Origin of the sequence: Pseudomonas parafulva, assembly GCF_002021815.1 — a bacterium.
Classification (GTDB): domain Bacteria; phylum Pseudomonadota; class Gammaproteobacteria; order Pseudomonadales; family Pseudomonadaceae; genus Aquipseudomonas; species Aquipseudomonas parafulva_B.
Genome location: NZ_CP019952.1, coordinates 647571 through 670333 on the forward strand (window position 1 = coordinate 647571; position 22763 = coordinate 670333).

Consider the following 22763-nt stretch of genomic DNA (forward strand, 5'->3'; position numbering starts at 1 on the left):
CAAAAGCGCCGCTCATCACGCACCCCTGCCTTTAGTCAGGAATGCCCCTTTGTCCACCGACCAGACAGTGCTTCACTGGGTATCTCACGCCTGCCCGGATTCAGGAGCGCCTCCATGAACCTGCACCAGTACGCTGAAACCCACGAGGTCACCAACCAGCCGCCACCGCTGGACGGAGTCAACCTGTACCGCCTGGACCTGCCGTTACAGGAGTGGTCCAGGCGCTTTGGTGCCGACTGGGCGCAGTCTCGGATCGATGCGTACGGCGCGCTGGCCGGTGGGCCGTTGATGCAGGCAGGCTTTCTGGCCAATGCGCACAAGCCGGTGTTCAGCAGCCATGATCGATACGGCCATCGCATCGATCTGGTCGAATTTCACCCCGCTTATCACCAATTAATGCGCACCGCCGTCGAGCATGGGCTGCCGTCGCTGCCCTGGGCCGAGCCGCGCCCGGGCGCCCATGTGGCCCGCGCGGCGATGACCTACCTGCACAGCCAGGCCGAGGCCGGGACGGGCTGCCCATTGACCATGACCTTCGCTGCGGTGCCGGCCCTGCGCCTGCAACCGGAGATCGCCCACTACTGGCTGCCCAAGGCGCTGTCGCGTGAATACGACCCGCGCAACGTCGGCGACCGGCACAAGGCCGGCGTCACGTTGGGCATGGCCATGACAGAGAAGCAGGGCGGCACGGACGTGCGCGCCAATACCACCCGTGCTTACCCCGTGGGCGCGACGGGGCCCGGCCAGGCCTACGAGCTGGTGGGTCACAAGTGGTTCTGCTCGGCGCCCATGTGCGATGCCTTCCTGGTCCTGGCCCAGACCGAGCGCGGCCTGAGCTGCTTCCTGCTGCCCCGCCACCGCCCGGACGACAGCCGCAACCAGTTCTACATCCAGCGCCTGAAGGACAAGTTGGGCAATGTCTCCAACGCTTCCAGCGAAGTGGAGTTTCGCGGTGCGCTGGCCTGGATGATCGGTGAGGAGGGCCGAGGCGTGCCGACCATCATCGAAATGGTGGCCATGACCCGTTTCGACTGCATGGTCGGCTCCAGTGCCCTGATGCGTCAGGCGCTGACCCAGGCCCTGCACCACTGTGCGCATCGGCAGGTGGCGGGCCGCCTGTTGTCCGAGCAGCCGCTGATGCAGAACGTGCTCGCCGATCTGGCGCTGGAAAGCGAAGCGGCATTGGCCCTGAGCCTGCGCATGGGCCACGCCCTCGAACAGCTCGACGACCCCCAGCAGGCGCATTTCGCGCGCTTGGTCACGGCGGTGGGCAAGTACTGGATCTGCAAGCGTGCCCCGGCCATGATCAACGAAGCGGCCGAGTGCCTGGGCGGGGCAGGGTATGTGGAGGACAGCATCCTGCCGCGGCTTTACCGCGAGGCGCCCGTTAACTCGACCTGGGAGGGTTCGGGCAATGTGCAGTGCCTGGATGTGCTGCGCGCTTTGTCCAAGGAGCCGGGTGTGCTGGAGGCGTTGTTCGCCGAACTGGGGGACGGGCACGGCGACAAGCGCCTGGCCACCTGCATCGTCAACCTGAAGGATGCGTTTCTCGACACGGGCGATATCCAGTACCGGGCGCGACAACTGACCGAGGCCATCGCCTTGGCGTTGCAGGCCAAGTTGCTGCTGGAGGCTGGTCATTCTGCGGTCAGCGATGCGTTCATTGCCAGTCGCCTCACAGGGACGGGGCGCGCCTATGGCACGCTGCCACGCGGTGTTGACGTACAGGCCGTGATGGCGCGGGCCATGGCCAGCTGACAGGCCGGCCCTGTACGCCCCAGCTGCGCCTCCCTGCATCATCAAGGGGATGAATTTACCCAAGAAGGCAGGCAAGATGGTTCGCATGCATGTCCAGACAGGAAGCACAGTGTGAGCCACGCGTTTGAAGTCGTTGATACTCCCGAACAGGCCGTCGATCGTCTGGCGGCCTTGCATGAGCAGGCCACCGGTGCCCTGAGCCAGGCCCTCAAGCGTTACCTCAAGGACCGCACCGAGCCCGACGCCCAGGAGCGTGACCTGTTCCGCTACCCGGCGCTGCGCCTGACCTACCACAGCAATGGCGAGGTCGCTGCCACCACGCGGGCCTATGCCAAGGTCCAGGTGGCTGGCACCTACAGCGTCACCATCACCCAGCCGGCTGCTTTTCGCGGCTACCTGCTGGAGCAACTGCGCCCGCTGATGCACGACTACACCGTCACGGTTGAAGTGGGGGTCAGCGAGCAGCCCATCCCGTATCCGTACGTGGTGGACCAGGGCGACGAGCTGGCCGGCAGCGGCATCACCGCCGCGCAGCTGGCGCGGGTGTTCCCCAGCACCGACCTGTCCTCGGCCACCGACAACATCGCCGATGGGCTCTACGACTGGGACAGCACCGATACCTTGCCCCTGGCCCTGTTCGATGCTGCGCGCGTGGACTTCTCGCTGCGGCGCCTGGTGCACTACACCGGCAGCGACTGGCGCCACGTGCAGCCCTGGATCCTGCTGACCAACTATCACCGTTACGTGGACCAGTTCATCAGCCATGGCCTTGAGCAGTTGCGCGATGATCCGCGTTTCGTGCGCATGGTGCTGCCGGGCAACGTCGTGATCGAAAAGAGCATGGACCACGGCGAGGCCCAGGCGCTGGTCGCCGGTGTGGTCTGGCACCGCTACCAGATGCCGGCCTATCACCTGATTGCAGGGGACGGCGACGGCATCACGCTGGTCAACATCGGCGTCGGCCCGTCCAATGCCAAGAACATCACCGATCACCTGGCAGTGCTGCGCCCGCATTGCTGGCTGATGATCGGGCACTGCGGCGGGCTGCGCCAGTCGCAGACCATTGGCGACTACGTGCTGGCCCACGCCTACATGCGCCGCGACGGCATCCTCGACCGCGTGGTGCCGCCGAACATTCCAATCCCGGCGCTGGCGGAGGTGCAACTGGCCCTGCAGGAAGCCGCCGCCCAGGTGACCGGCGAGCGGGGCGAGCAGCTCAAGAAGCGCCTGCGCACCGGTACCGTGCTGACCTACGACGACCGCAACTGGGAGCTGCGCTGGGCTCAGGAACGGCCCTTGATCAACTTGTCCCGCGCCGTTGCCGTGGACATGGAAAGCGGCACCATCGCAGCCCAGGGCTATCGCCTGCGGGTGCCGTACGGCACCTTGCTGTGCGTGTCCGACAAACCGCTGCACAGCGAGATCAAGCTGCCGGGCTCGGCCAACGCGTTCTACAACCGCGCGGTCAGCCAGCACCTGAAGATCGGTATTGCGGCGCTGGATCTGTTGCGCACCGAGCTCAATTCGCTGCACTCGCGTAAACTGCGCAGCTTCGACGAGCCGCCGTTCCGCTGAGGATCCATGTCACTGCCACCCCGTTCCAAGCCGCGCCGCCCCCAAGGGCGGCCTGCGCCTGGTGCTCATCGCCAGCCCAAGGCGCCACCCGCCGAGCCGCGGTTGATCCTGTTCAACAAACCCTTCGACGTGCTGACGCAGTTCAGCGACGGCGAGGGGCGGGCCACGCTCAAGGATTTCATCGACATCCCGGGCGTCTACCCCGCCGGCCGGCTGGACCGGGACAGTGAAGGCCTGCTGCTGTTGACCAATGACGGCGCCCTGCAGGCGCGTATTGCCGACCCCAAACACAAACTACCCAAGACCTACTGGGTGCAGGTCGAGGGCGAGCCCACCGAGGAGCAGCTGCGCCAGCTGCGCGAAGGCGTGCAGCTCAATGACGGGCCAACGCTGCCCGCCGAGGCCCGCAGCCTGGAAGAGCCCACGCTGTGGCCGCGCAACCCGCCGGTACGCTTTCGTAAAAGCGTCCCGACCCGTTGGCTTGAATTGGTGATTCGCGAGGGCCGCAATCGCCAGGTACGGCGCATGACCGCCGCTGTGGGCCTGCCCACCTTGCGCCTGGTGCGCGTGCGCATTGGCGATTGGGCACTCGATGGGCTGGAGCAGGGCTGCTGGCGCGAGGTGGCGCCGACCCTGCGGCGCTAGGCGTCATGGCCGGCGCGGACGTGACGACCGCGCCGGCTACACCCCCTCGATGAACCCCACCACCACGCTCTTGATGATGAACGCCAGCACACCCAGGCCGAGCACGAAGAACAGGATCAGGGTGCCGAACCGCCCCGCCTGGGATTTTTTCGCCAGGTCCCAGACGATGAAGCCCATGAAGCCGATCAAGGTGGTCACCAGGATGATCATCATCCACTCTTCGAATACGGCAGGATCCATTGCAGTGCTCCAGGCGGGTTGAGGGGGCAAGTATACGCGTGAGGTGACAACCGATCAGCGAAGGTGGGTCAATGGAAGCTCGGTGCTGGCCAATACCTGGTTGAGCACGAAGCTTGAACGCACGCTGGTGACGCCCTCGATGCGCGTGAGGCTACCGAGCAGCAGCTTCTGGTAATGGTCCATGTCGGGCACGACGACCTTGAGCTGATAGTCGGCGTCCATCCCGGTCACCAGACTGCACTCCAGCACCTGGGGCAGATTGCGAATGGTGGCCTCGAAGGTTTCGAAGCGCTCGGGGGTGTGCCGGTCCATGCCGATGAGCACGTAGGCGGTCAGGCTCAAACCCAGCTTCTTGCGATCGAGCAAGGCCACCTGGCGGGAAATGTAGCCGTCGTCTTCGAGTTGCTTGACGCGGCGCGAGCAGGGTGAGGGTGAAAGGCCGATGCGTTCGGCCAGCTCCTGGTTGGAGATGCGCGCGTCGCGCTGCAATTCAGCCAGAATGCTCAGGTCGTATCGGTCCAGCTTGCTCATGAATCATGCCTTTTCTGTTCGGATTGCGGCGAATTATCAATCCAGGGTTAAAAATTGCGCAAGTGCTATTTATCTGAGCAATCTTCGCAATCCCGTGCCGGTGCGCGCCCGGTATCTTTATCACCAGAATCACTGCCCGGACATCAGTCCACGGCGATGCGCCCCAGACGGGCGCTCGCGGCCAAGCCATCCAACAGGATGGGCCAGGCCCCCGGGCTACGCACCTTCCAGAAGACGGTGTGAGGTGAGCCGGGGCCACAAGCGCCGAGCACGGACGACAATTGCTGAAGGGAGGCCCACATGGCCTCCCTTTTTTCATGGCTGAAATTTAATGGGCGGCGCGGTGGGGCGCGGTAGACTGGCGCAGTCAGCCGTTTTCCCGTCGAGAGGACTACCATGAAGTCGCACATCTGGCAGTGGGCAGGTGTTGGTTTGCTGGGCATGGGCATCAGCGTGGCAGCCCTGGCGGCCGGGCCCAACGACGGCCCAGGCGCGCTGCCCCCCGCCGCTACAGGGCCAGGTATCGAGGCAGGGCCTGCGCCTGGGCGTGCGCTCAATTCACGGGACGAAGTCGGGCAGACGCAGCCCCCACGGCCAGGGTTCTACCAGGATATTCCCCGCCGCCCCGGTGATGGCCCGCGGTGGCAGGGCCGCCCTGGTGGCCACGGTGAAGGCTGGGGCTCCGGCCCGCACTACCGGCCTGGCCAGACCGTGGACCGGTTCCCTGACCGCTTCTGGAAGGTGCCCTACCAAGGGCAGGACTATTTCTACTCGGGCGGGTACTGGTATCGCCCCTGGGAACGGGGTTACCAGGTCGTGGTGCCGCCCCCAGGTGCGCGAGTCAGCTACCTGCCGCCCTATGCGCACAAGTTCCGCGTGGACGGTGCGATGATGTACCTGGTCGCCGACACCTACTATCGGTACCTGGAAAACAGTCGCGAGTACGTGGTGGTCAATCCCCCAGAACCTGCGCCAGCAGCGGCGCCGGGGTATGACGTGGTGGCTTATCCGCGTTATGGGCAAGGGCAGGAACAGCAGGATCAGGATCGCTACCAGTGCCACCGCTGGGCGGTCAGCCAGTCGGGATTCGATCCTGCCATGGCTGCCTATGCGCCGGCGCCTGCGGTTGCAAGTACCTACCAACGGGCGCTTGGCGCGTGCTTGTCCGGGCGGGGCTACAGCATCAACTGAAGGGCTACACCGGGTCGGCGTGCACCATTACATCGGCTTTGGGGTACTGATCGCGGATCACCTCCGAGGCCTGCACGCACAGGCCATGGGCGTGATGCAGCGGCAGTTGCCCAGGCAGCTCGATGTGCAACTGCACGAACCACTGGTTGCCCGATACCCGGGTGCGCAGGTCGTGCACGCCCAGCACGCCATCGATAGCCAGCACGCGGTTGGCCATGTCTTCACTGACATTCACGGGCAGCTCCTTGTCCATGAGAATCGCCGTGCTTTCGCGTGCGATCTGCAGGGCGCTCCACAGGATGTACAACGCGATGCCCAACCCGAACAGCGCATCGAGTTGCGGCCAGCCGAAGCGCGCCAGCAGCAATGCCAGCAAGATGCTGCCGTTGAGCAACAGGTCGGAGCGGTAGTGCAGGGAATCGGCGCGTACCGCCGTGGAGCCTGTGGCGCGGATGACCTTGCGTTGCAGGGCCAGCAGCGCGACGGTCAGCACCAACGACAACAGCATTACCCCGATACCGATGGCGGTATCGCCCAACGGCTGCGGGTTGCGCAGACGCTCCAACGCCTGCAAGGCGATCAGCACGGCACTGCCGCCGATGAACAGCGCCTGGGCGATACCGGCCAGGGCTTCTGCCTTGCCGTGCCCGAAGCGGTGGTCGTCATCGGCCGGGCGCAGGGCGTAGTGCACGGCCAGCAGGTTGAGGAAGGACGCCACGGCGTCCAGGGCCGAATCGGTCAACCCGGCCAGCAGGCTCACCGAGCCGCTCAACCACCACGCCAGCGCCTTGCTGACCACCAGGATGCTGGCCACCGCCAGGGAGGCGCGCGTGGCCAGGCGAAGCAACCGTTTGTGTTCGGCCGAGGTGGTCATGTCAGGCGGTTGTCCTTGGCATCAGGCGGCAGGCACCAGCCCTAGGCTGGCAAGTTGTTCAGCACTGCCGCGGTGCTGGATCAGGCGTGGGTCGTCCAGCGGCAGGCGTTGCCCCAGTTCGCTCTCCAGAATGGCCTGCAGCTTGAGGTTGTCCACGGTGCCATCGGCATTGACGGCGTCTTTCAGCTTGGCAGGGTCCACCTGCGCGGTTTGCCCTGGCGGGTAGTAGATGGCGCCGGTGGCGAAGTCGATACCGAAGGCGATCAGCCCGGGGATGATGTAGAACAACAGGCCAACGGCGTCCAGCACGGCGATCGCCGGGTCGACCTTGCCGTCGATCTGGCCGCGACGGTCTGGATAGAAGATAGAGCCGCAAGCCGTCAGTTGCGTCAGCAAGGTGCCCACGAGGGCAGCACCGATCAGGCGGGAAGCAATGCGCATGTAAATCTCCAGGCGTGGCGTTCGGCAGGCCAGGCAAGGCGCCTGAACCCGCGCAGTTAAGACCATGATAGGACAACGTCGGTTCGCCGTTATACTCGCCTGCTTGTTCGAGGGCCACCATGATTTCATTACCTATAGACCTTGTACTGGCAGATCTGCGACAGGCCCTGGCCCGTCGCAATGAAGTGATCCTCGAAGCGCCCCCAGGTGCTGGCAAGACCACTCGGGTGCCCCTGGCGTTGTTGCATGAACCCTGGCTGGCCGGGCAAAAGATCCTGATGCTCGAACCTCGCCGACTGGCTGCGCGGGCGGCGGCGGAGCGTTTGGCCAGTGAGCTGGGTGAGCAGGTGGGTGAGACGGTCGGTTACCGCATTCGCCTTGAAAGCAAGGCAGGGCCGCGTACGCAGATCGAAGTGGTCACCGAAGGCATCCTGGCTCGCCGGCTTCAGGATGACCCGGCGCTGGAGGGTGTGGGGGTAGTCATCTTCGATGAGTACCACCTGCGCAACCTCGATTCTGACCTGGCGCTGGCGCTGTGCCTGAGCGCCCGTGAACTGCTGCGCGATGAACCCCCGCTCAAGCTGCTGCTGATGTCTGCAACGCTGGAGGGTGCTCGCCTTTCGAAGGTGCTGAACGATGCACCCGTGGTCACCAGCGAAGGCCGGATGTATCCCGTCTCGACGGTATGGGGCAGCCCCTATCAGCCGGGCGAGCGAATCGATGCGCGCATCACGGACACGTGCCTGGCTGCCATCGATGAACAACCTGGCAGCCTTCTGGTTTTCCTGCCGGGGCAGGCAGAGATTCGGCGGGTGGCAGAGGACCTCAAGGCGCTGCTCGGCAGCCGTCCAGAGGTGATCGTGTGCCCACTGTACGGTGACCTCGACCTGCAGGCGCAGCGTGCGGCGATAGACCCCGCACCCAAGGGGTCGCGCAAGATCGTATTGGCCACGAACATCGCCGAGACCAGCCTGACCATCGAAGGGGTGAGGGTGGTGGTGGACAGCGGCCTTGAACGAGTGCCCAGGTTCGACCCCCGCAGCGGCATGACCCGACTCGACACACAGCGCATTTCCAAAGCCAGCGCTACCCAGCGTGCGGGGCGGGCTGGGCGCCTGGAGCCCGGCATCTGCTATCGGCTGTGGTCGCAGTCCCAACACGAACAGATGGCCGGCTACAGCACCCCTGAAATCCTGCAGGCAGACTTGGCAGCCTTGGCGCTCCAGTTGGCCCGATGGGGCATGAAGCCGCAAGAGATGACCTGGCTCGACCAGCCGCCAGCAGCACCCTTCGCTCAAGCCAGAGACTTGCTCAAGCGCCTGGGCGCACTCGACGATGCTGGGCAGCTCACCCCACACGGTGCGGCCATGAGCGCGCTGCCAGCCCACCCCCGGATCGCCCACATGCTCATCAAGGGCAATGCGATGGGCCTGGATGACCTGGCATGCAACATCGCGGCACTGCTGGGCGAAAAGGACATTCTGCGTGGGGCCGGTGCTGACCTTCACACCCGGCTGAGTGCCCTGTTAGGGGAGCAACATTCACGTCGCAGTGGCGGTTCTCTCCAGCGGGTGAAGCAGTCGGCTCGGCAGTACCGATCCCTACTGCGTGGGAAGGCCTCCAGCCCTGTCAGCGAGCCCGATCACCCACGGTGGGTAGGGTGTCTCCTGGCGTTTGCCTACCCTGACCGAATCGGCCAGCAGAGGCGTGCAAGTGCATCCGAATACCGTCTTTCCAACGGTCGTGCCGCGGTGTTCTCAGAGCCCGATGCGCTAACCAAGCATGAGTGGCTGGTGGTTGCCGACCTGGGTAGCCGGCAAGGGCAGCGTGAGGAGCGGATCTACCTGGCGAGTGACCTCGAGCCTGCTCTGTTCGATGACGAGCTGGCTGACCTTGTGAAGTCTGTCGATGAGGTTGACTGGGACGAAAGGGAAGGGGTGCTGAAGGCTGAGCGGCAGTTGAAGGTGGGGCAGCTGATCTTGTCGACGAAAGCGCTGCCGAGTCTTGATGAGCACACCCGTTCGCTTGCCCTGGTCAACCTGGTAAGGCGCAAGGGCATCGAGCTTCTGCCCTGGAACCCTGAACTGCGGCAGTGGCAGGCCCGAGTGGGTCTGTTGCGCCAGCTGGATATCGAGGGTGGGCAGGCACACAGCAAGTGGCCTGACCTGAGCGATGCCAACCTGCTGGACACGCTGGACCAGTGGCTCACGCCCTACCTGGGTAAAGTCACGAGGCTCAGCCACTTCAGCCAGCTGGACCTGCCCTCGATCATCAGAAACCTTCTGCCCTGGCCACTTCCACAGGAGCTGGACACCCAGGCACCCCAGGCGATCCAGGTGCCGTCCGGCTCGAATATCCGTATCGACTACTCGCAGCATCCGCCCATCTTGGCCGTGCGGCTTCAGGAGCTGTTTGGCCTGGCAGAAACCCCTCGTATTGCTCAGGGCAGGCAGCCGCTGGTGCTGCACCTGCTGTCGCCGGCTCGCAGGCCAGTGCAGGTTACCCAGGATCTGGCGAACTTCTGGCGCAGCACTTACGTGGAGGTGAAGAAGGATCTGAAGGGGCGATACCCGAAGCACTACTGGCCTGAAGACCCATTGGTGGCCGAAGCCACGGCTCGTGCCAAGCCAAGAGGGACGTAGGGGCGTGGGCGATTCAACCACGCTCCCAGCCTTTTACGTTCACCTCTTTTGCAAGTCTGGCTTTGCGTCGGAATTAACCGGCCATATTTGAAGTGCGTAGGCTTTGCCCTCTGCGTTAGAGAGACGACTTCTAGCAGACAGCCTTTTGAGGTTAACTGCCCCACTCAAGCACGCCGAGGCCATCTCCCTATGTCAATTATTGACAACCTGATTGCGTTCACTTTCGCAGCAACACTGTTAACCCTGACCCCCGGCCTCGACACAACTCTGATATTGAGAACGGCTACTGTAGAAGGAAAGCAGCAGGCCTTTCGCGCCGCGCTAGGCATCAACACAGGTTGCTTGCTGTGGGGCGCCGCTGTGGCGTTTGGGCTAGGCGCACTGATTGCTGTATCAGCGTTGGCGTTCAACGTTTTGAAATACTGTGGCGCCGCCTATCTAGCCTGGCTTGGGCTGAATATGCTTCTACGTCCGCGTCAATCATTGTCGCCTGTCGAGGCGGCAGTAAAGCCAAGCCATAACTGGTTCTTGAAGGGAATGACGGGAAATATCCTGAATCCCAAGATTGGTATTTTCTACGTATCCTTCTTGCCCCAATTCATTCCCCAAGGTCAGCCATTGGTTGCTTGGACGTTCGGTTTGGTCAGCATTCACGTGGCCATTGGGCTGCTATGGTCGATTATTCTGATCGCCGCCACCCAGCCATTGGCCGGGCTACTGCGTCGTGAGAAGGTCGTTGCCTGGATGGATCGTGCAACAGGTATGATCTTCGTTCTTTTTGCGGCGCGTCTCGCCTTTAGCAAACGTTGATGCCCTTGAGTAAGGCGCGGTCTATTGCCCGCAGGCTTACCATAAGACCCTAGTCATCCAATCCCAACATACCCAAGCCCGCGGGGCATACCTCCAAGCCCCGCCAGCCACACTGCCCGCCCATCCTCAAGCTTCCTCGAAATGCATCTCTGGCGGCTGTTGGCGCAACCCACGAGTGATGACCAGCAGGTACAGACACCCCATGGCCAGCCAGGCCAAACCAAGGTAGATGGCCATGTGGTCCAGGCTTGCCATCAGCCACAGGTCCGCCACCAGCCCAATCAAGGGGAAGGCCAGGTACACCGTTGCAGCCTTGAGCCCGCGTTCGCCCTGGGCGATCCAGTAGTGAAAGATCACCGACAGGTTGACCAGGCTGAAGGCCAGGAAAGCGCCGAAGTTGATGAACGAGGTGGAGGTCGTCACGTCCATGCGCAAGGCCAGCAGCGCGACTATCCCACACAGGACGATGCTGATGACCGGTGTGCCGAACCGTGCACTCAGTCGCCCGAACCAACGCTTGGGCAATACGCCGTCGCGGCCCATGGCGAACAGCAGGCGCGAGGCGCTGGCTTGCGCCGAAAGCCCCGAGGTGAATTGCCCCACGATCAGGCCGATCAGGAAGAAACTGACGAAAATGTCCCCACCAATGGCCTTCGCGATTTCGTAGGCAGCCGAGTCCGGGTTGCTGAAGGTCGCACCAGGGTGGGCGAGTTGGACGAAGTAGCTGGCCACGATGAAGATGAAGCCGCCCAGCAGGGTGATCAGCAGGATGGCGCGAGGGATGGTCTTGCGCGGTTCATGGGTTTCTTCGGTCAAGGTGCTGACCGCATCGAAGCCCAGGAACGAATAACAGGCGATTGCGGCGCCACTCATGATCAAAGGCAGTTGGAAACCGTCCTGATGAAAGGGTGCCAGCGACCACAACGGCTGGTTCAGCTCGCCGGTGGCGTAGTGCACGGCCAGGCCCACGAAGGCTGCTAGTACCAGGAACTGCAGCAGCATCAGTACGCCATTGACGGTCTTGGCCAGTTGCAGGCCGATGATGTTGATGGCCGTGGTGACGGCAATGAAGGCCAGCACCCACACTGGCTGCGGCACCGCCGGGAAGGCCGAATGCAGGTAGGCCGCGCCGATCAGCCAGATCGCCATGGGCAGGAACAGGTAGTCCAGCAGCACCGCCCAACCGGCCAGAAAACCCAGCTTGGGGCTGATGGACTTGCGCACGTAGGTGTAGGCCGAGCCAGCGACGGGGAAGGCCTTGGCCATCTTGCCGTAGCTCAGGGCGGTGAACAGCATGGCGATGGAGGCGGCCAGGTAAGCCGAGGGCACAGCGCCCTGGGTGGTGTCGGCAAGGATGCCGAAGGTGCCCAGCACAATGATGGGGGTCATGTAGGCGATGCCGAACAGCGTCACCGCACCCAGCGACAGGGTACGTTTCAAGTGGGCCATGGTGTTACTCCGGATTGTGTTTTTTATGGAGTTCAGTGTCAGGGCCCGGCCAGGGCCCTGGGCGCCAGCCGTGGCGCAAGGGTTCAGCCGGTGGTCAGGATCAGTTCTCGCAAGCCGCCTGGGTGCTCGACCTGCTGGCCTGGCAGCTCGAAGCGGCGCTCGGCCAGGTAGCTGTAGTCCTGGCGCGCTTGCCCGATCAGCGCCATGTCGAGGTCCAACTGCAGCCGGCAGGCGCTGCGCCCTGCCTCGCACAATAGTTGGCCGTAAGGGTCGACCACCGCGCTGCCGCCTGCAAACACCAGGTTGCCATCGCCCTGGCCGACGCGATTGACCATCACCGCATAGGCCTGGTTTTCCATGGCGCGAGCGCTGATAGCAGTGCGGTGCGTGGGGCCGTACGGGTCCATGTTGCCGTTGGTCACCAGGATCAGCTCGGCGCCCAGCTGGCCCAGGGCGCGGGCGCTTTCGGGGAATTCGATGTCGAAGCAGATCAACAGCCCTACGCGCACCCCTTTGTACAGCGCCGTGGCGTAGCGATCGCCCGCCGTGAAGATGCCCTTGTCGGAGGCCCACAGGTGGGTCTTGCGGTACTTCAGCGCGACACCGTCCGGGGTGATCAGCACGGTGGTGTTGTAGAAGTGCCCGTCTTCGCCCGCCTCGGCAAGGCCGACCACGGCTGCCACGCCCTTGTCGGTCACCGCTTGGGCGACGGCGGCAAGCGTCGGGCCGGTCAGGGGCTCGGCGATGGCCGCGATGTTGTCTTGCGTCGGAAAGCCCATCAGCTGGGTTTCCGGGAACACGATCAGGTCCACATCCGCTGCGGCGCGGTGGATCGCCTCCAGGGTGCGTTCCAGGTTGTAGGCGGTGTCGCCGTCGCGACCGTCCAGCTGGACGAGTTCTACTTTCATTGCAACTCCTGACTGCGCAGCCAAACGGCTGCCAGGTAATCGACGCGGCGTGAAACCAGCGCACTGCACCGGCTGAGATAACGTGCCTGCCACTTGCTGTGGCGGACGGTGATTGCCCGAGTATGCCGCTGCCATCGGCGGCGGGGTAATTACGCCCTTGAGGTAACCCATAGGGGTTAGCCCCGTACACATTCCTTCGGTACTGGCCAACGCTGTGCTGAAAACAGCGCCGCAATGCCCATGCACTCCAGTACACTTTGCCTGCTCGGTTGTATTCACCCTGACCTGCATCTCACCTTTTGGTACAGAGCCCGGACATGAACCTCACACTTCAGGACATTGCCTGGCATCGGTCGGTCGGCCAGGTGATCGATGCGCTGGACCACCCCGGCTTCTGGCTGCGCCTGGTGCGGTTGCTGGAGCAATACGTGGCGTTCGACAGTTGGGTCGCGTTTCTTTTCAGCGAGCATCGCCCGCTGGTGTATGCCGAATCCCCCGGCAGTGATGGTGGGCTGGACCCGTTATTTCAGGATTACCTCATGGGCCTTTACCTGCTGGACCCGTTCTACATCGCCAGCCGGGAGACGCCGGCAAGCGGCCTGGTGCAGCTGGCCGACGTGGCCCCTGAATGCTTCGAGCGCACCGACTATTACCAGCGTTATTTCCGCCTCAACGTGGTGGCCGACGAGGTGCAGTACAACGTGGCCCTGGATGCCGGGCGCACGCTGTGCCTGTCGCTGGGTAGCCGCTCTCGCTTTGCGGGCGAGCAGATTGCGCTGCTGCATCTTCTGCAACCCTGGGTGCTGGCCACCATGCGCCAGCGCTTTCGGTTCGAGCACGATGTCGACGAAGTCACCCCGGCGCCTGCGTGGCAGAACCACCTGGCCGAGGGCTTTGGCCACCTTGAAACGCCGCTCACCGCCCGCGAACTGGAGGTGGGCCGCATGCTGCTCAGCGGCTGTTCCAGCAAGGAGATTGGCCGCAAACTCGCCATCTCCTCGGAAACTGTGCGGGTCCATCGCAAGCACATCTACCGCAAGCTGGGCATCAAGTCCCAGTCAGAGCTGTTCGCCTTGTTTCTCAAGGCCCAGCGCTAGCAGCCGGTAGCTGGGTTCACGTGCGCTGCTCAACCTCTAGCAGCATGAACAGCCGATACATGACCACCGTGCCGAACAATTGCAGGAAGCCTGCCAGGCTGTCCACGAGCAGTTGCACGCCAGGGGAAGGGTCGGGGATGGCCATCAGGATCAGGCCTTCGATCAGCCAGATCGACGCCAGCACGGCCAGCAGGCACACCAGAATGCGCAGGAAATGGCCAGTGGTCATGCGGGCGCTTTCACGCATCGCCTGCACCACGGGCAAGCCGCGCAGCACCAACAGGTATTCGCCGAACACCAGGTTGACCATGATCCACACCCCAGGGAACACGAACAAGGCCATGCCGGCCATGATCAGCAACGAGCTGATCAGCACCAGCAGCGTCAGCGCCGGCCAGAGCTGCACCGCACGGGCAAACAGGTCGCGCTTGGCGATCGCCTGGCCATTGCTGCGGGTATCGAGGTACAGGATCAGTGCTGCGCTGTACAGCGGGTAGCACAGCACGTAGATCAGCATGCCGTAGGCCGGGGAGGCCTGCTCGCCCAGCTGGCGATACAGCACCTGGGTCAGCACGGCTTCGAGCACCACCAGCGGCAGGCACAGTTGGGCAATACCGGCCAGGTGGCGGGTGAAGAAGTGGAGGGAGTCGCGCAAAACGCTCAGCGGATTCATGGGGTCAACATCGCATGGCAGTTGAAACAGGGGGTCTAACTCTAGCCCAAAGCGACCCTTGATCCGTTACTTGCTGAAAAAAGTTTCACCCCGCCGGTGATTGAATCAGCCGCGTCGACGCCCCATCTTTGAGCCTGTCCGTAGTCCCGCTACCCACGAGGTCGCCCCATGAATACCGAAGAACAATCCCTGATCGATGGCCTGTTCAGCCGCATCAAGCAGGCCGAAGACCCAAGCCAGCCCCGTGATGCGCAGGCCCAGGCCTGCATCGAGGCGCATGTGCGCCAGCAGCCGGCGGCCCCTTACTACATGGCCCAGGCGATCCTGGTGCAGGAAGCGGCCATCAAGCGCCTGGACGAACAAAACAAACAGCTCGAAGCGGAACTCAAGCAGGCACGCGCCCAGGCCGAAGCTGCGCAGGCCGGCGCCTCGCAGAACACAGGCGGCGGCGGTTTTCTGTCCAGCCTCTTCGGCGCTGGCGGGCGTAGCTCGGCGCCGGCACCTGCCTCTCAGCCCCAGCGTTCGGTCGCACCGTCCGCACCCGCCGGTGGCGGCTGGCGCGAACCCGCGGCACCTGGCTTCTCGCAGCCGCCGGCCCAGCAGTCGGGCTTTAGCGCAGCGCCCGCGCGCGGCGGCGCCAGCAGCTTCCTGGGCGGCGCCATGCAGACGGCTGCCGGTGTAGCCGGTGGTGTCTTGCTGGCCCAGGGCATCAGCAGCCTGTTCAACCACAACTCCCAGCCCGAAGAGGTGGTCGAGGTGATCAAGGAAGCGCCTGCGCAGGCCAGTGACAGTGGCGGCTGGAACGACCAGAGCGAGCAGCAGCACGTGGCCGACAACAGCGGCTGGGGCAGCGACCAGGGCGGTTACAGTGACGCCGATTACGGCGGTGATGACGGGGGATTATTCTCCGACGACGATTCCTACGTCTGACGGCTCTGGCATACTGCTGGCCTTCGCGGGGCGCTGAACCCGCCCCCGATTCGGCCAGACGAGGTGCCAAGGTGAAAAAGATCGCGCTGTTCGCCGACGTGCAGAACCTCTATTACACCGTGCGCCAGGCCCACGGTTGCCATTTCAACTACACCGCCTTGTGGAACCAGGTCAGCCGCGAAGGCCAGATCGTCGAGGCGGTGGCCTATGCCATCGATCGGGGCGACAGCAAGCAGCAGCAGTTTCAGCAGATACTGCGCAACCTGGGTTTCGATGTGCGCCTCAAGCCCTTCATCCAGCGCAGCGATGGCTCGGCCAAGGGCGATTGGGATGTCGGCATCACCTTGGATGTGATCGATGCGGCCAGCCGCGTGGACCAGGTGGTATTGGCGTCGGGTGATGGGGATTTCGACCTGCTGCTCGACCGCGTGATCCAGCGTCACGGCACCGAAGCGGTGGTCTATGGCGTGCCTGGGCTGACGGCGATGTCGCTGATCCGCGCCGCCACCCGCTATGTGCCCATCGAGGGCCCGTTGTTGCTCAAGCACTAAGGTTTTTATGGAACGTATCGCTGTCATCGACTTTGAAACCACCGGCATTTCCCCAGGCACCGGTTGCCGCGCCACCGAGGTGGCCGTGGTGATGCTCGAGCGCGGGCAAATCGTCGAGCGTTATCAGAGCCTGATGAACGCGGGGGTGTCGGTGCCTGCTTTCGTGTCGGGCTTGACCGGCATCACCACTGCCATGGTGCGCAAGGCACCCCCGGTGGAGCAGGTGATGAACGAGGTGGCCGAGTTCGTGGGGGCAACGCCGCTGCTGGCCCACAACGCCGCCTTCGACCAGAAGTTCTGGGACTTCGAGCTGGGCCGCATCGGCCGCAGCCGCAGCCAGCCCTTCGCCTGCTCGCTGTTGCTGTCCCGGCGCCTGCTGCCGGCAGCCCCCAACCACAAGCTGGGCACACTGACCCGCTGGGCCGGGCTGCCCAACACTGGCACGGCCCACCGGGCCATGGCCGACGCGGAAATGGCCGCCAACCTGGTCCAGCACCTGGCCGGCGTACTGCGCCAGGACCACGGGGTGCAGCAGCCTTCCCACGACTTGTTCTGCCGCCTGCAGAAAACCCCCGCCGCCAAGGTGCGCGACGCGCTGGCAATCTATCGCTGAAGCGGGCAGCGCCTGGCGTCGCACGCCCCAGGTTGCAAGTGTGCTGCTGATCCAGCGCCCCACTGTAGGGTTGCCGCTGCGCTTCACGCCGTTAGACTGCGTCACCCGCAAAAGGATTTTCGACTCGACCATGTCCAGCACCCGCCGCTTCCCGCTTCTGCTAATCGGGGCCTTCGTGGCCCTGTATTTCGTATGGGGTTCAACCTACCTGTTTATCCGCATCGGTGTGGAAAGCTGGCCGCCCATGCTCATGGCCGGGGTCCGCTTTCTGATTGCCGGAGGGCTGTTGTACGGCTTCATGCGCTGGCGAGGGGCGCCATCGCCGTCCTGGCCGCAGTGGCGGGCAGCGGGGCTGGTGGGCTTTTTGCTGCTCAGCTGTGGCAACGGGGGCGTGACCATCGCCGAACATGCGGGCGTGGCGTCCGGCGTGGCAGCGCTGGCGGTGGCGACCGTGCCCTTGTTCACCCTGGTGTTTGGGCTGATGTTCGGTTACCGCAACTCGGCGCTCGAATGGGCGGGCATCGTCTTGGGCCTGACTGGCATCGGTCTGCTCAACCTGGGCTCCAACCTGCAGGCGAGCCCGCTTGGCGCGGCGCTGCTGATCTTCGCCGCCGCCTCGTGGGCGTTCGGGTCGGTGTGGAGCAAGCGCCTGCCCATGCCACCGGGCCCCATGGCCAGCGCTGCACAGATGCTGGTCGGCGGTACGGCATTGCTGCTGGGCAGCCTGCTGTCGGGCGAACGCATGACGCAGATGCCCACCGTTGCCGGCTGGGGCGCGCTGGCCTACCTCGTGTTCTTCGGCTCGATCCTGGCGTTCAGCGCCTACATGTACCTGCTCAAGCACGTTCGCCCGGCTGCCGCCACCAGCTATGCCTACGTCAATCCGGCCGTGGCGGTGCTGTTGGGCATCGTGTTCGCCGGCGAGCAGATCGGTGCCGAGGAGTGCGTTGCCATGGCCGTGATCATCGGCGCGGTGGTCCTGATCGGCCTGCCGCAGTGGCGCAAGGCGCGACCCGTCGCGTAGCCGCTCGACCGGGAAACCTGCAAGTGCACAGGGGTGATGCGGTAGACTTGCCGGCTTCGCTGAACCCCTGATGGTATTGCCATGAATTTCGCCAAACTCGGCCTGATCGAACCCTTGCTGCGCACCCTTGAGCAGCGCGATTACACCACCCCGACCCCGGTACAGGCCCAGGCCATCCCCGCCGTGCTGGCCGGCCGCGACCTGATGGCCGCCGCCCAGACCGGCACCGGCAAGACCGCAGGTTTTGCCCTGCCCGTGTTGCAACGCCTGGCGCTCGAAGGCGAGAAGGTCGCGGCCAACTCGATTCGTGCCCTGGTCCTAGTGCCCACCCGTGAACTGGCCGAGCAGGTGCATACCAACGTGCGCGAATACGCCGAGCACCTGCCGCTGAGCACCTATGCAGTGTATGGCGGGGTGAGCATCAACCCGCAGATGATGCGCCTGCGCCGCGGTGTGGACCTGCTGGTGGCGACCCCGGGCCGGCTGCTGGACCTGTATCGCCAGAACGCGATCAAGTTCAACCAGGTGCAGATTCTGGTGCTCGATGAAGCCGACCGCATGCTCGACCTGGGGTTTGCCGAGGAGCTGCAATCGGTCTATGCCGCGCTGCCCCGCAAACGCCAGACGCTGTTGTTCTCGGCGACGTTCTCGGACCAGATCCGCATGCTCGCAGGGCTCGCGCTCAACGACCCGCTCAGCATCGAAGTCAGCCCGCGCAATGCCACGGCCGCGAGCGTCAAGCAATGGCTGGTGACGGTGGACAAGAAGCGCAAGGTCGACCTGTTCTGCCACCTGTTGCGCAAGCAGCGCTGGAAACAGGTGCTGGTCTTCGCCAAGACCCGCAACGGTGTCGATCAGCTGGTCGAGCGTTTGCTGGCCGAAGGGGTCAAGGCCGACGGCATCCATGGCGACCGCCCGCAAGCGACCCGGCAACGGGCGCTGGACAGCTTCAAGGCACGCGAAGTGCAGGTGCTGGTGGCCACCGACGTGGCTGCGCGCGGGCTGGATATTGACGACCTGCCGCTGGTGGTCAACCTGGACCTACCGATCGTGGCCGAAGACTACGTGCACCGTATCGGTCGCACCGGCCGTGCGGGCAACACGGGCGAGGCGATTTCGCTGGTGTGCGCCGACGAGGTGCAGTTGCTGGCGGCCATCGAGGTACTGACCCGCCAGACGCTGGCGCGTCATGAAGAGCCTGATTTCATTCCTGATCACCGGGTACCGCTGACCGATGCCAGTGGTCAAGTGATGAAAAAGCCCAAGAAACCGAAGAAGGCCAAGGAAAACAGTGCCAAGCGCGGGCTGGGGCGGTGGATGGACAGTGACGAGGCAGGTACCGCGCCACCTGCGGTGAAGGCGGTGCGCAAGGTGCCTAGCTTCAATGGGGGGCCGCGCAAGCGCAAGCCTTGAGCGGGTTTGGACAGGTCTAGGGCAGGACCCTGGTTGTTTGCGGGTGTCTTGCAGGGTTGCACAGCCGGCCCGGCGATTTGTCATACGGGGCTGAAACTCTGGGGCCACGCAGCGGCCCCCAACGGGCTTGAATACAGAACAGAAGACCTTCAGACCACAACGCAACCCCTCACCCCACCCAACCCCGCGATCAGCCCGGCGTCTTCCCCCGCCGCCCCACCCAAGCCGCCGCCGCCCGCCCGGCGCGCAGCCCGCTGGCGAAGCAGGCAGTCAGCAGGTACCCGCCTGTTGGCGCTTCCCAGTCCAGCATTTCGCCTGCACAGAACACCCCTGGCATGTGCTTTATCATCAGCCCCTCATCCAGGCTTTCGAAGCGGACCCCGCCGGCACTGCTGATCGCTTCGTCCAGGGGGCGAGTGCGCACCAGCGTGATCGGCAGGGCCTTGATCGCCCGAGCAAGGGAGGGCGGGTCGGCGAAGGTTGCCGGGTCGGTCAGTTCACGCAGCAGCGCTGCCTTGACTCCGTTCAGGCCCAATTGCCCTTGCAAGTGCTTGGCCATGGACCGCGAGCCCCTCGGCCGTGCCAGCGCCTGGGCAATTTTGTCCACAGGCTTGTCCGGTAGCAGGTCCAGTACCAGCACACCGCTGCCACGCTGCTCGATGGCCGTGCGCACCTGCGCCGACCAGGCGTAGACCAGGCTGCCTTCCACACCCTGGGCGGTCAGGATGAATTCGCCTTTGCGCGGTGTGCTGCCGGGTACGCTCAACGCAATGTTCTTGACCGGCGCCCCTGCGAACTTGTCGGTGAGCACTGCGCTCCAGCCCGCCACCTCGAACCCGCAATTGCTCGGTCGTAGGGGTGAGATATCCACAGCCCGGTCAGCCAGGGTTGCTTGCCAGCGCCCATCAGACCCCAACCGCGCCCAACTGCCGCCACCCAGCGCCAGTACTACCACCGCAGGTCGGACCAGCCGCTCGCCCTGTGGATAAGCAATCCGCAGCGCGCCGTCCTCGCTCCAGCCCAGCCAGCGATGACGGTTGTGGATAACCACGCCGCTTTCACGCAGGCGCTTGAGCCACGCGCGTAAAAGCGGGGCGGCTTTCATGTCGGTGGGGAACACGCGGCCCGAGCTGCCTACGAACGTGGCAATGCCCAGCGCGTGAATCCACTGGCGCAAGGCGTTGGCATCAAAATCGCGCAGCAGCCCGTCAACCTCGCCCTGGCGCTCGGCATACCGCGCCGCAAAGGCAGGGTAGGGCTCGGAATGGGTGATGTTCATGCCACCCACGCCCGCCAGCAGAAACTTGCGACCTACTGAAGGCATGGCGTCGAACACTTCCACCGCAAGCCCGGCCTGTGCCAGGGCTTCAGCCGCCATCAGGCCGGCAGGGCCGCCCCCGATGACAGCGGCGACAGGAAGGGCGGGGTGACTTACTTCGGACATGATCGGCTGCAGGCTGTGGAAAAGACGCGCATTCTAACGCAGCACGCCTCCCACAAGCACTGATCAAAAAATGATCAATAACGCGCAAGCAGCGGCATCAAAGGGCTACAGCCTGTTTCGCTCAGGTTATCCACAAGCGGTTCCACAGTCATTGTGCACAACGCAAGACTTTGGCTGCCGTGTGATGAAGCACGCCGTGGCGCTTGGCCAGTGCTTTGCGGTCCTTGCTATAGCCGCCCCCGATCACACCCATGACCGGAATATCGCGCCCCAGGCACTGGCCGAGCACGCGCTCGTCACGTGCGGCCAGCCCTGCATCGGTGATTTGCAGATAACCCAGGGCATCGTCCTTGTGAACATCGACTCCGGCGTCGTACAGCACCAGGTCAGGCTGATAGAGCGGCAGCAGGTAATTGAGCGCCTCATCCACCACTTGCAGGTAAGCGTCGTCCCCCATGCCGCGTGGCAGGGGAATGTCCCAATCGCTTTGTGCCTTGCGGGCCGGGAAGTTCTGCTCGCAATGCAGGGAGACGGTAATGGCGTCGGGTGTGTCCTCAAGCATGCGCGCAGTCCCGTCTCCTTGATGGACATCGCAATCGAAAATCAGCACCCGATGCACGCGACCGGCTTCAAGCAGGTACCGGCTGATCACGGCCAGGTCATTGAAGATGCAGAAGCCGGCCGGGTGGTCGTAGTGGGCATGGTGAGTGCCCCCGGCCAGGTGGCAGGCCACCCCGTGTTGCAGGGCCATCTCGGCCGTCAACAACGACCCCCCGACCGCGCGTACGGTGCGCCGCGCCAGCGCTTCGCTCCACGGCAGGCCCAGGCGGCGCTGGTCCTCGCGCGACAGCTCGCCGTGCATGTAGCGCTCGATGTAATGGCGATCGTGGGCCAGCGCGAGAATGTCATTGGGGCAGATGTCGGGCCGCAGCAACGCCTGGTCAGTGGTCAACCCGCTGTCGATCAGGTGATCGTGCAGCAGACGAAACTTGTCCATCGGAAAACGATGGTCCGGCGGAAACTCAGGGCTGTAGTCTTCGTGGTAGATCAGCGGCAGCGACATGGGTTATCCACAGCAGGGAACAGCCTCGATCTTGCCATGAGTGGCCTACGGCTGTGGAAAACTTTGCTGGCGCCAACTCGAAGCCGGTGGCGGCCCATGCAGTGGGCACTTTCAACGTGCGGCACTGGCCAGCACGCGCTGCCATGCGGGCTCGTTCAAGCGCCCCAGAATGCGTGCCTTACCGTTGTCGTCCACGGAAACGAACAGGGCGCTGGCATAACCGCTGTCCCGTTCGCCGCCGGCAACGTTCTGCTGACGAGCGAACTGATCGACGCAGCCGCTATGGGTTACCAGCACCAAGTTGTGTTCGGGGCGTTTGGCGGCCAGCGCCTGGGCCGGGAAGCTGCCGTCGCACTGCCCGATCCATTCCCGCGTGGCGACCGGCTGCCCCAGAATGAAATGCGCCGTCTGCTGGGTGCGCACCTTCGGGCTGCTTAACAGGTCGGCATCGGCCAGCCCAAGGTGCTTGAGACCTTCGCCCACGCGCCCGGCAGCCTGGCTACCGGCCACCGTGATGCCCGCTGGGTCGTCCAGGCAAGGGCCTGGTGCGCTGTCGCAGCGCTCGGCATGGCGGATCATGACGATCACCGCACCGTTGGCCCAGGCCTGGAGCAGGCCGCTTTTGCTGAGTTGTTGCTCGCTACCAAGGTCCACGATGGAGGTTCTCGTCATAAACCAGGAGGTCGATGCCGCCACGGCCAGGCTCAGGCTCAAGGCGACGGTCACGGCGCGGCGGGGCAGCCATCGCTTGCGCGGTGAATGCAAGGCGTAGGGCGGCAGGGTGTTGCTCGACAGCATGGGTGGCTCCGACAAGAAAACCGCGCGCTGGGCGCGGCAGGGATGGCGGCATTTTGCTAACCGACGTGTTGCCAGCCGGTGAAGCGCATGTGA

The 22763-nt window shown here is 64.2% G+C and carries 23 protein-coding genes; 12 read left to right on the forward strand and 11 right to left on the reverse strand.

Annotation, left to right across the window (positions count from 1 at the left end; translation table 11 throughout):
* Positions 1 to 114: 114 nt before the first annotated feature.
* The 3 genes from B2J77_RS02825 (at position 115) to B2J77_RS02835 (ending at position 3978) form a co-directional block, all read left to right on the forward strand.
* A complete protein-coding gene (locus tag B2J77_RS02825; RefSeq protein ID WP_078477942.1) occupies positions 115 to 1758 on the forward strand; it encodes an acyl-CoA dehydrogenase family protein in 1644 nt (547 codons plus the stop codon).
* A gap of 111 nt (positions 1759 to 1869) precedes the next feature.
* Entirely contained in the window at positions 1870 to 3333 is a 1464-nt protein-coding gene (gene amn, locus B2J77_RS02830; RefSeq protein WP_023534634.1) for an AMP nucleosidase, read from the forward strand.
* Between the two features lie 6 nt (positions 3334 to 3339).
* The gene (locus B2J77_RS02835) at positions 3340 to 3978 is read left to right on the forward strand and encodes a pseudouridine synthase (protein WP_078477943.1); all 639 of its coding nucleotides are present in this window, start codon (positions 3340 to 3342) and stop codon (positions 3976 to 3978) included.
* Between the two features lie 36 nt (positions 3979 to 4014).
* Here B2J77_RS02835 and B2J77_RS02840 read toward each other — a convergent pair whose 3' ends face one another.
* From B2J77_RS02840 to B2J77_RS21250, 3 genes are all read right to left on the reverse strand, one after another.
* Positions 4015 to 4218, reverse strand: a complete 204-nt coding sequence (locus B2J77_RS02840; protein WP_078477944.1) for a DUF2788 domain-containing protein — start codon at positions 4216 to 4218, stop codon at positions 4015 to 4017.
* A gap of 54 nt (positions 4219 to 4272) precedes the next feature.
* Complete coding sequence (locus tag B2J77_RS02845) at positions 4273 to 4749, reverse strand: Lrp/AsnC family transcriptional regulator (RefSeq protein WP_023534579.1); 477 nt, start codon at positions 4747 to 4749, stop codon at positions 4273 to 4275.
* A gap of 143 nt (positions 4750 to 4892) precedes the next feature.
* Entirely contained in the window at positions 4893 to 5051 is a 159-nt protein-coding gene (locus B2J77_RS21250; protein WP_153302480.1) for a hypothetical protein, read from the reverse strand.
* Between the two features lie 94 nt (positions 5052 to 5145).
* On the opposite strand from B2J77_RS21250, the gene B2J77_RS02850 reads away from it, so the two are divergent.
* Positions 5146 to 5940 carry a DUF6515 family protein gene (locus tag B2J77_RS02850; RefSeq protein WP_058638969.1) on the forward strand — a complete coding sequence of 265 codons (795 nt, stop codon included), beginning with the start codon at positions 5146 to 5148 and terminating at the stop codon, positions 5938 to 5940.
* Between the two features lie 4 nt (positions 5941 to 5944).
* Here the strand turns inward: B2J77_RS02850 and B2J77_RS02855 are convergent, their stop codons facing one another.
* Together B2J77_RS02855 and B2J77_RS02860 are read right to left on the reverse strand one after the other, a co-directional pair.
* Entirely contained in the window at positions 5945 to 6814 is an 870-nt protein-coding gene (locus tag B2J77_RS02855) for a cation diffusion facilitator family transporter (protein WP_058638970.1), read from the reverse strand.
* Between the two features lie 21 nt (positions 6815 to 6835).
* A complete protein-coding gene (locus B2J77_RS02860) occupies positions 6836 to 7255 on the reverse strand; it encodes a polyribonucleotide nucleotidyltransferase (protein WP_078477945.1) in 420 nt (139 codons plus the stop codon).
* 119 nt (positions 7256 to 7374) lie between these two features.
* On the opposite strand from B2J77_RS02860, the gene hrpB reads away from it, so the two are divergent.
* Together hrpB and B2J77_RS02870 are read left to right on the forward strand one after the other, a co-directional pair.
* The gene (gene hrpB, locus B2J77_RS02865) at positions 7375 to 9897 is read left to right on the forward strand and encodes an ATP-dependent helicase HrpB (RefSeq protein WP_078477946.1); all 2523 of its coding nucleotides are present in this window, start codon (positions 7375 to 7377) and stop codon (positions 9895 to 9897) included.
* Between the two features lie 189 nt (positions 9898 to 10086).
* Entirely contained in the window at positions 10087 to 10707 is a 621-nt protein-coding gene (locus B2J77_RS02870) for a LysE family translocator (RefSeq protein ID WP_058638973.1), read from the forward strand.
* Between the two features lie 126 nt (positions 10708 to 10833).
* On the opposite strand, the gene B2J77_RS02875 is transcribed toward B2J77_RS02870, so the two are convergent.
* Positions 10834 to 12156, reverse strand: a complete 1323-nt coding sequence (locus tag B2J77_RS02875) for an APC family permease (protein WP_078477947.1) — start codon at positions 12154 to 12156, stop codon at positions 10834 to 10836.
* Between the two features lie 83 nt (positions 12157 to 12239).
* Positions 12240 to 13064 (reverse strand): carbon-nitrogen hydrolase family protein, encoded by an 825-nt coding sequence (locus B2J77_RS02880; protein WP_058638975.1) that lies wholly within the window; start codon positions 13062 to 13064, stop codon positions 12240 to 12242.
* A gap of 317 nt (positions 13065 to 13381) precedes the next feature.
* On the opposite strand from B2J77_RS02880, the gene B2J77_RS02885 reads away from it, so the two are divergent.
* Positions 13382 to 14161: a helix-turn-helix transcriptional regulator gene (locus B2J77_RS02885; RefSeq protein WP_058638976.1), complete on the forward strand. Its 780-nt coding sequence runs from the start codon at positions 13382 to 13384 to the stop codon at positions 14159 to 14161.
* 16 nt (positions 14162 to 14177) lie between these two features.
* Here B2J77_RS02885 and B2J77_RS02890 read toward each other — a convergent pair whose 3' ends face one another.
* On the reverse strand, positions 14178 to 14834 hold the full coding sequence (locus B2J77_RS02890) for a hypothetical protein (protein WP_058603606.1): 657 nt from the start codon (positions 14832 to 14834) through the stop codon (positions 14178 to 14180).
* Between the two features lie 168 nt (positions 14835 to 15002).
* Here B2J77_RS02890 and B2J77_RS02895 point away from each other — a divergent pair, with 168 nt between their 5' ends.
* The 5 genes from B2J77_RS02895 to B2J77_RS02915 all read left to right on the forward strand — a co-directional run bounded on the left by B2J77_RS02895 (position 15003) and on the right by B2J77_RS02915 (position 19365).
* Complete coding sequence (locus B2J77_RS02895; protein WP_078477948.1) at positions 15003 to 15764, forward strand: DUF2076 domain-containing protein; 762 nt, start codon at positions 15003 to 15005, stop codon at positions 15762 to 15764.
* Between the two features lie 71 nt (positions 15765 to 15835).
* Positions 15836 to 16315 (forward strand): NYN domain-containing protein, encoded by a 480-nt coding sequence (locus B2J77_RS02900; RefSeq protein ID WP_023534583.1) that lies wholly within the window; start codon positions 15836 to 15838, stop codon positions 16313 to 16315.
* A 7-nt stretch (positions 16316 to 16322) separates the two neighbouring features.
* Positions 16323 to 16928, forward strand: coding sequence for a PolC-type DNA polymerase III (locus B2J77_RS02905; protein ID WP_058603609.1), 606 nt, complete (start codon positions 16323 to 16325; stop codon positions 16926 to 16928).
* A gap of 130 nt (positions 16929 to 17058) precedes the next feature.
* Positions 17059 to 17952, forward strand: coding sequence for a drug/metabolite exporter YedA (gene yedA, locus B2J77_RS02910; protein WP_078479384.1), 894 nt, complete (start codon positions 17059 to 17061; stop codon positions 17950 to 17952).
* Between the two features lie 81 nt (positions 17953 to 18033).
* Positions 18034 to 19365, forward strand: a complete 1332-nt coding sequence (locus B2J77_RS02915; protein WP_058638978.1) for a DEAD/DEAH box helicase — start codon at positions 18034 to 18036, stop codon at positions 19363 to 19365.
* A 190-nt stretch (positions 19366 to 19555) separates the two neighbouring features.
* On the opposite strand, the gene B2J77_RS02920 is transcribed toward B2J77_RS02915, so the two are convergent.
* The 3 genes from B2J77_RS02920 to B2J77_RS02930 form a co-directional block, all read right to left on the reverse strand.
* Positions 19556 to 20809 (reverse strand): TIGR03862 family flavoprotein, encoded by a 1254-nt coding sequence (locus tag B2J77_RS02920; RefSeq protein WP_078477949.1) that lies wholly within the window; start codon positions 20807 to 20809, stop codon positions 19556 to 19558.
* A 148-nt stretch (positions 20810 to 20957) separates the two neighbouring features.
* Positions 20958 to 21872, reverse strand: a complete 915-nt coding sequence (locus B2J77_RS02925) for a histone deacetylase (RefSeq protein ID WP_058638431.1) — start codon at positions 21870 to 21872, stop codon at positions 20958 to 20960.
* 111 nt (positions 21873 to 21983) lie between these two features.
* Positions 21984 to 22670, reverse strand: a complete 687-nt coding sequence (locus B2J77_RS02930; RefSeq protein WP_078477950.1) for a histidine phosphatase family protein — start codon at positions 22668 to 22670, stop codon at positions 21984 to 21986.
* Positions 22671 to 22763: the final 93 nt, after the last annotated feature.

Coding starts and splice junctions, on each gene's coding strand:
- hrpB (WP_078477946.1), top strand. CDS start 7,375: ATGATTTCATTACCTATAGACCTTGTACTGGCAGATCTGCGACAGGCC.
- B2J77_RS02825 (WP_078477942.1), top strand. CDS start 115: ATGAACCTGCACCAGTACGCTGAAACCCACGAGGTCACCAACCAGCCG.
- B2J77_RS02840 (WP_078477944.1), bottom strand. CDS start 4,218: ATGGATCCTGCCGTATTCGAAGAGTGGATGATGATCATCCTGGTGACC.
- B2J77_RS02890 (WP_058603606.1), bottom strand. CDS start 14,834: ATGAATCCGCTGAGCGTTTTGCGCGACTCCCTCCACTTCTTCACCCGC.
- B2J77_RS02860 (WP_078477945.1), bottom strand. CDS start 7,255: ATGCGCATTGCTTCCCGCCTGATCGGTGCTGCCCTCGTGGGCACCTTG.
- B2J77_RS02925 (WP_058638431.1), bottom strand. CDS start 21,872: ATGTCGCTGCCGCTGATCTACCACGAAGACTACAGCCCTGAGTTTCCG.
- B2J77_RS02930 (WP_078477950.1), bottom strand. CDS start 22,670: ATGCTGTCGAGCAACACCCTGCCGCCCTACGCCTTGCATTCACCGCGC.
- B2J77_RS02875 (WP_078477947.1), bottom strand. CDS start 12,156: ATGGCCCACTTGAAACGTACCCTGTCGCTGGGTGCGGTGACGCTGTTC.
- B2J77_RS02915 (WP_058638978.1), top strand. CDS start 18,034: ATGAATTTCGCCAAACTCGGCCTGATCGAACCCTTGCTGCGCACCCTT.
- B2J77_RS02880 (WP_058638975.1), bottom strand. CDS start 13,064: ATGAAAGTAGAACTCGTCCAGCTGGACGGTCGCGACGGCGACACCGCC.
- B2J77_RS02845 (WP_023534579.1), bottom strand. CDS start 4,749: ATGAGCAAGCTGGACCGATACGACCTGAGCATTCTGGCTGAATTGCAG.
- B2J77_RS21250 (WP_153302480.1), bottom strand. CDS start 5,051: ATGTGGGCCTCCCTTCAGCAATTGTCGTCCGTGCTCGGCGCTTGTGGC.
- B2J77_RS02870 (WP_058638973.1), top strand. CDS start 10,087: ATGTCAATTATTGACAACCTGATTGCGTTCACTTTCGCAGCAACACTG.
- B2J77_RS02920 (WP_078477949.1), bottom strand. CDS start 20,809: ATGTCCGAAGTAAGTCACCCCGCCCTTCCTGTCGCCGCTGTCATCGGG.
- B2J77_RS02895 (WP_078477948.1), top strand. CDS start 15,003: ATGAATACCGAAGAACAATCCCTGATCGATGGCCTGTTCAGCCGCATC.
- B2J77_RS02905 (WP_058603609.1), top strand. CDS start 16,323: ATGGAACGTATCGCTGTCATCGACTTTGAAACCACCGGCATTTCCCCA.
- yedA (WP_078479384.1), top strand. CDS start 17,059: ATGTCCAGCACCCGCCGCTTCCCGCTTCTGCTAATCGGGGCCTTCGTG.
- B2J77_RS02835 (WP_078477943.1), top strand. CDS start 3,340: ATGTCACTGCCACCCCGTTCCAAGCCGCGCCGCCCCCAAGGGCGGCCT.
- B2J77_RS02885 (WP_058638976.1), top strand. CDS start 13,382: ATGAACCTCACACTTCAGGACATTGCCTGGCATCGGTCGGTCGGCCAG.
- B2J77_RS02850 (WP_058638969.1), top strand. CDS start 5,146: ATGAAGTCGCACATCTGGCAGTGGGCAGGTGTTGGTTTGCTGGGCATG.
- B2J77_RS02855 (WP_058638970.1), bottom strand. CDS start 6,814: ATGACCACCTCGGCCGAACACAAACGGTTGCTTCGCCTGGCCACGCGC.